This is a genomic window from Rheinheimera aquimaris, from assembly GCF_020531985.1.
GTDB classification, from domain to species: Bacteria; Pseudomonadota; Gammaproteobacteria; order Enterobacterales; family Alteromonadaceae; genus Alishewanella; species Alishewanella aquimaris.
Window position 1 is genome coordinate 503,148 of record NZ_JAJAVQ010000003.1, and the last position, 12,718, is coordinate 515,865.

Genomic DNA, 12,718 nt, shown 5'->3' on the forward strand with positions numbered 1-12,718 from the left:
AAAGCTGCTATTGGTATGCTGAATAAATTATTACAAACGTGGAGCCGTCAGATGGATAAAAGACAATTTATAAAAAACTGCGCGCTGGCTGCCAGCCTGATACCTTTGGCCAGCTGTGCCAACGTCATAGCGGCACCGGCTGCCAATAAGGGCAAGCGGTTGTTGCCGGTGGCGTTGAACCCGGGCGATACTGTCGCACTGGTAAGCCCGTCAAAAGCCACTGACAACAAGATAGATTTGCAAATTGCTACCGAAGTTATGCAGGCGTTGGGGCTAAAAGTAAAAACCGGCCAGCACCTTGCATCACGCCGTGGCCACCTTGCCGGTACTGACCTCGAACGCGCAAGCGATATCAATGCCATGTTTGCTGACAAAGAGGTCAAAGCCATCATTTGCTTACGTGGCGGCTCAGGTGCTGCCAGGGTATTGCCGTTGCTGGATTACAACCTGATCCGCAACAACCCGAAAATTCTGCTTGGATACTCCGACATAACTGCTTTACATAACGCTATTCATGCCCAGACCGGGCTGGTCACTTTTCACGGCCCTAACGGCACCGGTAGCTGGAATAGTTTTAATGCCGATCAGTTCCGCCGGGTATTTTTTGACCGCGAATTAATGCACTACCAAAACGTGATCGATGCTAAAGACGAGCTGGCGCCCAGACAAAACCGCACCATCACCATCACCGGTGGTAAGGTGCAAGGCGAATTGATTGGCGGTAACCTTACCGTACTGACCGCCCTTGCCGGCTCTCCTTACCTGCCCGATTTCAGTGGCAAAATTTTGTTTGTCGAAGATGTCGAAGAAGCCCCGTACCGCATTGACCGCATGTTAAGTACCTTAAAACTGATGGGCGCGCTGGATAAAATTGCCGGTTTTATTTTTGGTGAATGTACCGACTGCCGTCCAAGTGGCGGCTATGGCTGGCTGACGATGGATCAGATTTTTGATGATCATATCAAGCCGCTGAATATTCCGGCGTACCGTGGTGCCATGATAGGCCATATAAAACAGCAATTTATCGTGCCGGTTGGCGGCCGGGTTGAACTGGATGCTGACGCCGGTAACTTCCGTTTACTCGACAACGTGTTTCAAAACGCCTAAACCCAGTCACCTGCCGCCGCTGGCGGCAGGTATCCTTTGCTACAGGTATTTACTGCCACTTCGCCCTGCACTTTACGCCATGCTGTGCTAGGGTGTGGTAAACCCGCTACTAAAAATTCGATGTTATGCGCCTAATATTTGTTATCAGCTCCGTCGCCATATTGTTACTGGTAGCCACACTAAGCCTACGCTGGCCAGCGCTCTGGTGGGCGTTGATTTTCATCGTACCACTTATCCTGCGTGGCGTGTACGATATGTTGCAAACACGCCATAGTTTATTGCGTAATTATCCGCTGATTGGCCATGCCCGTTGGTTGATGGAGTTTATCCGGCCCTATGTGCGTCAGTACCTGTTTGAATCAGAAACTGATGGTACCCCGATAAACCGGATGTTCCGCTCGGTGATTTACCAGCGTGCCAAAGGTAGCCTGGATACTAACCCTTATGGTACTAAGCTTGATACGCAGCGCGTTGGCTACGAATGGATAGGCCACTCTATTGCTGCCCGTCATCATGCACCACACGATCCCGAGACAAAAATAAGTATCGGCGGACCACACTGCAGCCAGCCTTACCAGGCCAGCATCTTTAATATTTCGGCAATGAGTTTTGGCGCGCTTAGCAATAACGCTATTCTGGCCCTGAATAACGGCGCTGCGCTGGGCGGCTTTTATCATAATACCGGCGAAGGCAGTGTCAGCGATTATCACCTGCAATATGACGGAGACTTGGTATGGCAGATTGGTACCGGCTATTTTGGTTGTCGCGACGAACAAGGCAACTTTGACGCCGCATCCTTTGAGCGTGTGGCAACTAAACCTTCGATCAAAATGATCGAGATTAAATTGTCCCAGGGTGCCAAACCCGGCCATGGCGGCATTTTGCCTGCAGACAAAAACACCGCTGAAATTGCCCGTATCAGGCTGGTGCAGCCAGGTACCCGGGTAGATTCACCACCGGCGCACAGCGCTTTTGGCACGCCCTTGGAGATGATGCAGTTTATTCAGCAACTGCGGCAGTTATCGGGCGGTAAACCCGTCGGTATCAAGTTAGCAATTGGCCGCGCCAGCGAGTTTGTGGCGATATGTAAAGCCATGGTTGAAACTGGCCTCGCGCCTGATTTTATCACTGTCGATGGCGGTGAAGGCGGTACCGGCGCCGCGCCGCTGGAGTTTTCCAACTCTGTGGGTATGCCGCTACGAGAGGCATTGGCGTTTGTCTGTGATGTGCTGACAGGGTTTGGCCTGAAGCAACAAGTTAAAGTGATCGCCAGTGGTAAAGTATTCACCGGCTTTCATCTGGTAAAGAATCTGGCATTGGGCGCCGATATCTGCAACAGCGCGCGCGGCATGATGATGGCACTGGGCTGCGTACAGTCGCTGGTATGCAATACTAATCGCTGCCCGACCGGTGTTGCCACACAAAACCCGGCACTTACCCGGGGCTTGGTGGTACCGGATAAAGCCAGCCGGGTGGCCCGCTTTCATCAGGAAACAGTACGTGCCTGTATGGAGATTATTGCCAGTGCCGGCCTCAAGCATACGTCGGAGCTAAACCGCTCACATATTTTTCGCCGCATCAGTGAAACAGAAGTACGTCGCTTCGATGAAATTTACACCGATCTGGAACCGGGTTGTCTGCTAAATGGTAAAAGCCCGGTTAAATTTGCTCAGGCACTGCATGAAGCCAGCGCAGACAGCTTTGCCCCTAAACGTTACATTGCTGAAACTGAGCAGGGGCTAAAAGCGCTGCAGTCATAAAACTCAGCGCTCCCAGTACGCTTCTTCCAGGCTATCCTCGCGCTCTGGCAAGCCTTTGGATAGCCTCGGAGCGTTTTGCACCAGAATTTCGTAGCTGACACGGTTAGCGTATTTACAAATCTGGGCAAAAGACGAATACGCCAGATAAGGCTGTTCATGCTTGCCTGATAACGGCTGAACCTGTTTATGAAAGTGGTTCGCTGCCATATCATGCAAAATGGCCGACAGCGCACCATCGCCGGCACCATTAGTGTTCTTAATCCGCTCCGGACCACCTAAATACGGGTCGATATGTGAGTAAACTTTCAGTGGCTGTTCGCAGTTGGCGTGTAACATCGGACGACTAAATTCATACTGGTTAAAATCGGCCAGACTGGCTGACTTTATCGGATTGCTGCTTTCGCGCTTGACGCTGTCATCGGTATGGCCACACAGATACAAACCTTCCGGCCCGGCGGTGATTAATACCATGTCAGTGTGATCCAGGATTGCCTCGGCCGCTTTTAGCGGATCGGCAAAGCCGGTTAATGCTTCAGCTTCCAGCTCATTCATCGCCAGCACATTGACGTACTGCTTAATCGTCGCCAGGATTTGTTCGCGGTTTTCCTCTACCAGATGCCGTGTGCCCAGGCTCATTACCACCGGTACGTTATGCGTTTTGGCATCCTCCAGCGCTTTTAACATTGCCTGCTGAATAGGTTTACCCACTGCGCGTAGTGGATAAGCGCTAACCACAAAAGCAGCGGCGCCGGCGATAATGTCTGTCGGAATATACTCGTGGCTCAGCTCGTCCATATCACTGGGGTCGATAACAAAGGTGCGCTCGCCATCGGGTGTAATCATGGTAATACCACGACCAATATCACCGGAAACGCCTTGCAGGTGGTTCATATCCACCTTCGAGCTGGTATGACAAACATAATGATAAGCTGGCGAGCCAAGCGCGATATTGGCTGACATCACGCCAAGCAGTACCGACTTATCATCGGCCAGCACCGAGTAGTTGTGAATGGTATTACCGATAGTACCACCGGCGAAATGATCAGAAATAGCCTGCTGCGCCACCAGCTCCTGATAGATCAAATTGGCTTTGCCGTGCTCGACCAGGTTAGATAAACCTTTACGGATAGCGTATTTATTCAGAAACTCATCGCTGACACTGGCCACCACATCAACAATAGTTTGATCCAGGCCGACAATATAGGTATCCAGCTCTGGCCGCACTTCAAAACTGGGCAGCTGTGGCTTGGGCTGGGATACCGGAAAATAATGTTTAATCTTACGCAGGCCGGGAAATTTCATCTGTAATACCGCTGTTATGCCGGAAGAAGCAAAGCGCGCATTGTAACAAAAAAGCCGGCGCTGGCGCAGTGCTTATTCAGTGCTGTGACGCAAAAATACCGGTTCATCGGCGGATGATTGTTCCGCACTATATTGATATCCAGCCAAATCAAAGCCTTTTATTTGCTCTGCTGTGCTAAGGCGCTGTTCGATGATATAGCGCGCCATCAGGCCCCGGGCTTTTTTCGCGAAGAAGCTGATAATTTTATACTGACCGTTTTTGAAATCTTTAAATACCGGCGATATCAAACGGCCCTGCAGCAGCTTAGGTTTAACCGCTTTAAAATACTCTTGCGACGCCAGATTGACGACGATATCAGTCTGCAACTCACTCAGCTGCTGGTTTAACTGTTCGGTAATGCTGTTTTGCCAGAAGGCATATAAATCTTTGCCATGCGGGTTTGCCAATTTAGTGCCCATTTCCAGCCGGTAAGGCTGCATCAGATCAAGCGGGCGCAATACACCATACAGACCACTTAAAATGCGTAAATGTTGCTGGGCATAAGCAATATCATCGTCAGTTAGGCTGCCGGCATCCAGGCCCTGATACACATCGCCATTAAAAGCGAATAATGCTGCTTTAGCGTTTTGCTCGGTAAAAGGTAGCTGCCACTGGGCAAAACGTGCTGCGTTTAAGCCTGCCAGTTTATCGCTGATGTGCATTAACGAGGATAAGTCAGCCGGGGTTAAACCTTTGCAAATATCAGCCAGTTGCCGGCTCTGCGCCAGCATAGCAGGTTGGGTAACGTTTACCGGCTTTGCCAAAGGCTGAAAATCAAGATCTTTAGCGGGCGATACTAACAACAACATAAAAAAACGTCCGTTCTGGTATGAAAAATTAATCGAGATACAACTGCGGTAATTGCGGCAGTAACTGTGCCAGCCGCTGCTGGTTAGCGGCCGACTTGGTGCTGAACTCCAGCGCTGCCATCGCTGATTTCGCCAGCGGCTTTAATGTTTTATCAGCTGGCAGCTGCGTAAGGGTTTGCAGCAGATTCAGCACCAGCGCAGCATTACAGGGCATAAACACAAATGCCTGACGCAGCAAAGTTAACGCCTGCTCAGGTTTTCCTGTTTGTGCCTGCTCCATGCCAGCCTGATTCCACTGCCTGATTTGGCCTCGCAATTGCTGTTCTTGTTGCAGCAGATATTGTGCGGTTAAACGCTGGCATTCTCCGGTTAAATCGGCTTTAGCCGGTATAAAATCTTTTAACATCGCGAGAAAAGCATCTGCCTGCTTCATCTCGCCAAGAGCAAATGCCAGTCTGGCACTATCTACAATCGCTTCGGGGTCTACCGGAGTATAATCAGCAACCAGTTGCATAAACTGCTGCCGCGCCTGGGCGATATTACCCTGCAGCAAACTTAGCCTGGCACGCAGAACCGTCAGTTCAGCTTCAGTAGTTTCATTAACGAGTTTTTGCGGCATCAATGCCAGTGTATCAACCGCTTTTTTTAACCTGGTGCTAAACTCCTGCGTTGCAGCCCGCTGGGCCTGTTCCAACTGCAGTCGGGTCAGAATAAAATAATAGTCAGCCTGGTCAAAGGCTGAAAACCGGTATTGCTGGATCTGCTTTTGCCAATACTTGCTGCTTTCTTCCTGCTGGCCTTGCAGCAGCATTATGCAACCATTCGCTTTATGCGCCTGTACACTGACATTGTTTAACTTCATCAGTTCAGCTAACTGCTTAGCCGCCAGCTCAGTTTTGCCCTGGCGCAGATACAGGCAACACAGCCATTCCAGCGCTTCTGGCCGGGTATCATCCTGCTCTATTAATGACATCAGGCGGGATTCAGCTGCCTGGTATTCCTGCAGTTGCAGCAATGCCACGGCCTGTCCCAGCAGGGCCCAGCTGAAATCGCGCTGCTGCGTAACCTGCTCATACAGCTTCAGCGCAGCGCTATAGCTGTGATCAGCCATTAATACCTCAGCCATCAGCCGCAAAGCTGGCAGTGATGAGGAATTAACAGCGTTAATGACCGGGTCAAGTTCTAACTGTGCAGTTTTATAGTCCTGCTGCTGTACAGCCTGATACGCCTTACGCAGTTTTACCCGGTTATTCCAGGCTTTAGCCAGGCGCTTTTCTAACTCAACATATGAAAAGGGTTTAAGAATAAACGCATCAGGCGCACCTTGCAGTAATCCAAGCACAGGCATACGCCTTGGCTCTGCACTCATCAGAATAAAACAGCACCCCACGCGTAAGACCGCTTGCTGACTCAGATCAGCAAAAAACTGCAATGCATCTTTGCCACTACCAAGGTCAAAATCAGCCAGAATAAAATCAAAGCTGTCTTTACTCGCCATTGGCATAGCCTGCGCAGCATCTGCAACCGTGGTAATATTGTCGAAACCAATTTGCTGCAGCATACCCTTAATAGAAGCTCGCACTGGCTCACAGTCTTCGATTAGCAGAAGTTTTTTGCTTTTATAAAAGCTGGCTTGAAAGATCATCGAGATCCTGTGCTAATTTACATTAATGACATAACGCCGGTCATGTCCGGCACAACAAACGGTATAGTAACTTACTTTATGTATACAAGGCTATCGGGGTTATAGTTCTATGAAGCTCTGTAAGCTGTTGTAATATTCCTACATTAATTGCTTATTAAACACTGAATCACTAGAATGTGATCAAAAATACGGTAATAAAACAATATGAGCGACTTACTTAGCCAACTGAAAGCCGTGACCACAGTCGTTGTGGACAGCGGAGATCTGACTGCCATCGAGCAGTTCCGCCCGGTCGATGCAACCACTAATCCCAGTTTGCTGTTAAATGCCAGCCAATTGGAGTTTGCCAAACCGATTTTGAGCAATGCCATTGCTTACGCGAAAAGCAAAACCAGTGACAGTGCAGAACAGCTTAGCCTGGCTTCTGACAAATTTGCTGTCGATATTGGTACCGCCATTGCCAAGCTGGTACCTGGCCGCGTATCAACCGAAGTTGATGCCCGCCTGTCTTTCGACACCGACGCTACGGTTAACAAAGCGCTGCAGCTTATTGCTCTGTACAAAGAGAACGGCGTTGCAACCGAACGTATCCTGATCAAAATAGCCTCTACCTGGGAAGGCATTCAGGCGGCCCGCGTGCTGGAGCAGCAAGGTATTCAGTGTAACCTGACGTTGTTATTCCATATGGCCCAGGCCAGAGCCTGTGCCGAAGCCGGTGCGTACCTGATTTCACCTTTCGTCGGTCGCATTCTCGATTGGTATAAAGCCAGCACTGGCAAAGACTACACTGCTGAAACAGACCCAGGTGTATTATCAGTGCGTGACATATACCGTTTCTACAAACAACACGGCTATAAAACGGTTGTAATGGGTGCCAGCTTCCGCAACACCGGTGAAGTACTGGCGCTGGCAGGTTGCGATCGTTTAACGATCAGCCCGGCATTACTGGCCGAGCTGAGTCAGCAACAAGGTGAACTGACAGTACATCTACGCGACGAAGGGGCGACAACAACCGCTCCGGCTGCGCTGACTGAAAGCGAGTTCCGCTGGGCTCTGAATGAAGATGCGATGGCAATAGAGAAACTGTCTGAAGGCATCCGCAAATTTGCAATCGACCAGCGTAAGCTAGAGCAGGTTATTCAACAAGCACTTTAACTACAACATTACAGGGGATTAGAGTATGTCCGTTTCGTCATGGCCCGGATTAAAAGCACTGGCAGCACAGCAAGGCTCGTTACGTCAGGCCTTTGCTGAAGATCCGACGCGGGCTGAGCAATTTAGTACTCAGGCTTGTGGCATCACGCTGGACTACTCGAAAAACCTGATCAACCGTCAGAGCTGGCAGGCATTGCAGCAACTGGCTGCACAGAGCCGGATAAAACCTGTGCTCAACGCCATGCTAGCTGGCGAGAAAATTAATAACACCGAGCAGCGCAGTGTCTGGCATATGATGCTGCGTAAAACAGATGTATCCGGCCTGATGCTTGATGGTGAAAATATTGGCGACGCCATTCATGATTGCCGCAAGCGGATGACAGCGTTGGTCAGCCAGCTACATAACGGTGAATACCTCGGTTACACCGGCAAAACCATTACTGACCTGATATGGGTAGGGATCGGCGGCTCGCTGCTGGGGCCGCAGATGGCAGTTGAAGCCCTGACCCCTTACCACTGCAGTCCGGTTCGTTTGCATTTTGCCGGCAACATCGATGGTGCCGTGGTATCCGATATTGTTAAAGGGCTGAACCCTGCAACAACACTGGTCTTTGTGGCGTCCAAATCTTTTGGCACCGAAGAAACCAAGCAAAATGCACTGGCTATCCGGCAGTGGTTTAAAGACCACGGCGCCGATGGTGCAGCTATCGCCCGGCATTTCTGGGCAACCTCGTCAAATATCAGCGCAGCGACAGAGTTTGGTATCGTTGAGCAAAATATTCTGCCGATGTGGGACTGGGTTGGCGGCCGCTACTCGTTATGGTCTGCGATTGGTTTTCCGGTCGCGCTGATGATAGGCAACGCGCACTTCGCCGAGCTGTTAAAAGGTGCAGAGGCCATGGATACCCATTTTACTGAAGCGCCGTTCAGTGACAATTTACCGTTAATCTTGGCGCTGCTGGGTATTTGGTATATCAATGGTTTTGGTTGCCAGGCGCAGGCGCTGTTGCCATACAGCCATTATTTGCGCTTACTGCCCTCTTATGTGCAGCAGCTGGATATGGAATCTAACGGCAAAAGCGTTGATGTCAACGGCGTTGCGGTAACGGATGCCACAGCCCCTGTGATTTGGGGTGATGCCGGCACTAATGGTCAGCATGCCTATCATCAGTTGTTACACCAAAGTGCACTGGCCGTGCCGGCTGATTTTATTCTGCCGGTAAAACCTGCGCATAAGCTGAGCGATCAGCATCAGCGTCTGGCAGCGCACTGCTTTGCACAGACCCAGGCATTAATGCAAGGCAAAACGCTTGATGAAGCCACCGAGGAATGTCTGGCAGCAGGAATGAGCGGCGCTGAGGCTGCTGTACTGGCACCGCATAAAGTATCACCGGGCAATAAACCCAGTAACACACTGCTGTTACCGGAACTGTCGCCCTATTATCTCGGTGCCTTAATTGCTATGTACGAGCACAAAGTATTCTGCCAGGGCGTGCTGTGGAACATTAACTCTTTTGACCAATGGGGTGTGGAGTTGGGTAAACAACTGTCAGGCCCGATATATCAGGCATTGTCAGGCGCTGCAGCAGATAAACTCGATAGCTCTACGCGGGCGCTGATTAAGGTATTTACAGAACAAAAATAATTCAGTAAAAGCAATTTTGTCATCGTATGGTCACTTAGTTGTTTTATTTTCAGACAAAGTGTGGTAAATCATTTGTTGAAAATAACAACAACAACTATCAGAGAGGCCAAACAATGGAAAGCTTCGAAGACTTACTGAATATGTTGGAACGTCCTGCCGCTAAACCCCGTGCGGTAAAACGTAAATGGCGCGAAATAGAACAGTTGAAAGAGCGGCAGCGCTTGAAAAAAGAGCTCAGCGACATCGACTGGACGATTGAACCGGAACTGGCCGATATCGAATTATAGAACAACGCCCGCTGTGATAAGCGGGCGTTGTCGTTTTCGGCTATAGCTTAAAGCTGCCAGTTAATCGGGGTTTTGCCCTGCTTAACCAGCAGCTCGTTGGCCTGCTTAAAATGGCCACAGCCCAGAAAACCGCGATGTGCAGACAGCGGTGACGGATGCGGTGCTTCCAGCACATAGTGTCGTTGCCGGTCGATAAAGCGGCCTTTTTTCTGAGCGTGCGAGCCCCACAACAAAAACACTATGCCCTGACAGTGGGTACTGATCTGCGCTATCACTTTGTCTGTAAATTGCTCCCAGCCCAAATGCCGGTGTGAATTGGCCTGAGTCGCCACGACCGTTAATACGGTATTGAGCAGCAATACACCCTGCTTTGCCCAGTCCTCAAGACAGCCATGGGCTGGGATCACAAACTCCGGATACTCCAGTGCCAGCTCTTTATACATATTTTGCAGTGATGGCGGTACGCGCACGCCGTGGCGGACAGAAAACGCCAGACCATGTGCCTGATTCGGCCCATGGTAAGGATCCTGCCCCAGCAGCACCACTTTCAGGTTATCCAGCTCCGTCAGCTTAAAGGCATTAAACACATCGCTTTGTGGCGGATAAATAACCTGACCGGCTTGCCTGGCCTGTTCTACCTGGGTCAGCGTATCAACAAAATAAGGCTGACGCTTTTCTTCACCCAGTAACTGCTGCCACGACATCAGCGCTGCTCCAGTTTCAGCAGCTCTTGCTGCAATACAGCAAAATCAGCAGGAATATCAATGCTTAATCCCTGCTCTGCTGCACAGCGGGCCAAGGCTTCAGGCAACGCCAAAGGTGTACCAAGGATATTCTCTACCTGCTCTTTAAACTTGGCAGGATGTGCAGTACCGAGAAAAATACCGTATTCACCATCCTGCAGGCTGCGCTTTAACGCTTTATAAGCAACAGCCGCGTGTGGCTCGCTGACATATCCCAGCTGTGATAGCAATCGCACACCAAGCACGGTATCGTCTTCATCTACCATTGATGTTTCGATATCACTGCGCGCAATCATTCCTTGCGCCAGCAACGCCTCTACCCTTGGCCAGTTATTCGGTGCAGCTACATCCATCGCATTGGACAAGGTTGCCACTGTCGGTTTAGGTTGCCATTGCCCCGAGCGCCAGTAGCGCGGCACCGTGTCATTGGCATTCGTCGCTGCGACCATGCGTTTGATTGGCAGACCCAGTGCTTTGGCAATTAGCCCGGCTGTCAGATTACCGAAATTACCGCTTGGCACAGCAATAACCACCTGACTGCGTTTTTCGGCTGGCACCTGGGCAACGGCTTCAAAGTAATAACAAATTTGCGCAAATAAGCGGCTGATATTAATAGAGTTAGCCGAGTTAATGCTGAGCTTCTCGACTAAGGCTTTATGATCAAACACCTGCTTAACCAGCGCCTGGCACTGATCAAAGTCTCCTTCCACCGCCAGCGTAGTAATGTTTTCACCTAAAGTCGTAAACAGCTTCTCCTGCAACGGGCTGATTTTGCCTTTCGGAAATAAAATAACCACCTGCACCCCTGGCTGCTTATAAAAAGCATGGGCTACTGCTGCACCGGTATCACCTGAGGTTGCGGTAACGATCGTGGTTTTTCTGCCCCCTTGCGCTTTGGCTAAGGCCTGCGCCATAAAGCGGCCACCAAAATCTTTAAACGCCAGGGTCGGGCCATGAAACAGTTCAAGGCAACTGATATCATCTGTAACCGGCGCCAGCGGCGCAGCAAAGGTAAAAGCCTTTGCTACCATCTCACCTACTTCGGCTGCGCTTAACTCGTCACCTATCAACGCCTTTAAAATAGCAGCACTGCGTTCGACCATTGGCATCGCCAGCAAGGCTTCAATGTCCAGCTTAGGCCAGCTGGTTGGAAAAAACAGGCCTTGCTGTTGCCCTAATCCCTGCCGTACGGCCTGTAAAAAACTAACCTGCTCGGCAGGTACTTTAATATTGCTTAACTGCATGTCTTTATCCTACAGCGCTCTGGCGCCGCCTTGTGACAAGCGACAAATTTGTGTTGTCGCATCCTGATTCTTTTCATAATGCCGCGATAAATAATCAGCAGCAAGCTGTGCCTGTTCATCATTACTGCATAAAGCGAACAATGTCGGCCCGGCGCCGGAAATCCCCAGATGCAAAATCCCCTTTCCGGCAAGGGCGGCTCTTAATCCGGGTAGTTCTGGCAATAATGGCGTCCGGGCGGGTTCCGCAACCAGATCCTGCAGCGCAGCCACAGCATCGGCTTCATCTTTTGCATACAAAGCGCTGACGAAGCGGCTTAACATACCAGCAAAGGCAATACTCTGACCCAGGCTGAGTTGCTGTGGTAATACAGCACGGGCAGCCTTAGTCGATAGCACAGTACCCGGGTAACTCAGTACAACCCGCCATTGTGCAAACCAGGGCAGGCTGCGGCAGATTTGCGCGCTTTGTGGCAACATCAGCTGTAAACCGCCGAAATAAGAAGGTGCTACGTTGTCATAGTGCACACCGCCACTTACGCCACCTTCAGCTTCTGCCATCAGTTGCAGTAATTCAGCTTCGGATAATGGTTTACCGAAGTAGTCATTAAATGCATAGCACGCGACAACAATGGAACAGGCACTGGAGCCCAAACCACTGCCGACCGGTAAGTTTTTATGCAGTCTAAGCGCCAGCTTTGGTAAATTGTGGCCAACTTTGCGTTCGAAGGCATCAAAACAGCTCAGCACCAGATTGTCGTTATGATCAGCAGGTAACTGATGTACATAGCGCCCCACTATCGTCAGTTGCATATCAGCTTGTTCAGCAACAATATCCAGTACATCGCCAAACAGCTCACCACTGACAGGTTCAAATGCCGCGCCGAGCAAATCAAAACCAACGGAGAAGTTGCCGGTAGAAGCCGGCGCGTAATAACGTTTCAGATAAGCGCCCGGCGCTAGTTCAGATGTAATTTGCATAAT

Annotated in this window: 11 protein-coding genes; 5 read left to right on the plus strand and 6 right to left on the minus strand. The window is 50.4% G+C overall.

All coding sequences use genetic code 11. The features are described from left to right. The first annotated feature begins 51 nt into the window (after positions 1 to 51). Entirely contained in the window at positions 52 to 1,107 is a 1,056-nt protein-coding gene (locus LHL18_RS11530; RefSeq protein WP_134051738.1) for a S66 peptidase family protein, read from the plus strand. A gap of 125 nt (positions 1,108 to 1,232) precedes the next feature. Continuing rightward, positions 1,233 to 2,867, plus strand: coding sequence for an FMN-binding glutamate synthase family protein (locus tag LHL18_RS11535; RefSeq protein ID WP_226767201.1), 1,635 nt, complete (start codon positions 1,233 to 1,235; stop codon positions 2,865 to 2,867). Positions 2,868 to 2,870: 3 nt separating this feature from the next. Here LHL18_RS11535 and LHL18_RS11540 read toward each other — a convergent pair whose 3' ends face one another. The 3 genes from LHL18_RS11540 to LHL18_RS11550 form a co-directional block, all read right to left on the minus strand. Next, entirely contained in the window at positions 2,871 to 4,169 is a 1,299-nt protein-coding gene (locus LHL18_RS11540) for an inosine/guanosine kinase (RefSeq protein WP_226767202.1), read from the minus strand. Between the two features lie 72 nt (positions 4,170 to 4,241). After that, positions 4,242 to 5,018 carry a peroxide stress protein YaaA gene (yaaA, locus tag LHL18_RS11545; protein ID WP_134051748.1) on the minus strand — a complete coding sequence of 259 codons (777 nt, stop codon included), beginning with the start codon at positions 5,016 to 5,018 and terminating at the stop codon, positions 4,242 to 4,244. A 28-nt stretch (positions 5,019 to 5,046) separates the two neighbouring features. Beyond that, positions 5,047 to 6,663, minus strand: coding sequence for a response regulator (locus LHL18_RS11550; protein WP_226767203.1), 1,617 nt, complete (start codon positions 6,661 to 6,663; stop codon positions 5,047 to 5,049). Between the two features lie 204 nt (positions 6,664 to 6,867). On the opposite strand from LHL18_RS11550, the gene tal reads away from it, so the two are divergent. The 3 genes from tal (at position 6,868) to LHL18_RS11565 (ending at position 9,750) form a co-directional block, all read left to right on the plus strand. Beyond that, positions 6,868 to 7,818: a transaldolase gene (gene tal / locus LHL18_RS11555; protein ID WP_226767204.1), complete on the plus strand. Its 951-nt coding sequence runs from the start codon at positions 6,868 to 6,870 to the stop codon at positions 7,816 to 7,818. Positions 7,819 to 7,843: 25 nt separating this feature from the next. Beyond that, positions 7,844 to 9,463 carry a glucose-6-phosphate isomerase gene (gene pgi, locus LHL18_RS11560; protein ID WP_226767205.1) on the plus strand — a complete coding sequence of 540 codons (1,620 nt, stop codon included), beginning with the start codon at positions 7,844 to 7,846 and terminating at the stop codon, positions 9,461 to 9,463. A 113-nt stretch (positions 9,464 to 9,576) separates the two neighbouring features. Continuing rightward, entirely contained in the window at positions 9,577 to 9,750 is a 174-nt protein-coding gene (locus tag LHL18_RS11565; RefSeq protein WP_134051760.1) for a DUF3545 family protein, read from the plus strand. Between the two features lie 47 nt (positions 9,751 to 9,797). Here the strand turns inward: LHL18_RS11565 and ung are convergent, their stop codons facing one another. From ung to thrB, 3 genes are read right to left on the minus strand one after another with little or no spacing between them, the layout of a single operon-like run. Continuing rightward, entirely contained in the window at positions 9,798 to 10,454 is a 657-nt protein-coding gene (gene ung / locus LHL18_RS11570; RefSeq protein WP_226767206.1) for a uracil-DNA glycosylase, read from the minus strand. Beyond that, positions 10,454 to 11,737 carry a threonine synthase gene (gene thrC, locus LHL18_RS11575; protein WP_134051766.1) on the minus strand — a complete coding sequence of 428 codons (1,284 nt, stop codon included), beginning with the start codon at positions 11,735 to 11,737 and terminating at the stop codon, positions 10,454 to 10,456. Before thrC ends, ung begins: the two co-directional genes overlap by 1 nt. A 9-nt stretch (positions 11,738 to 11,746) precedes the next feature. Beyond that, positions 11,747 to 12,715 carry a homoserine kinase gene (gene thrB / locus LHL18_RS11580; protein WP_226767207.1) on the minus strand — a complete coding sequence of 323 codons (969 nt, stop codon included), beginning with the start codon at positions 12,713 to 12,715 and terminating at the stop codon, positions 11,747 to 11,749. Positions 12,716 to 12,718: the final 3 nt, after the last annotated feature.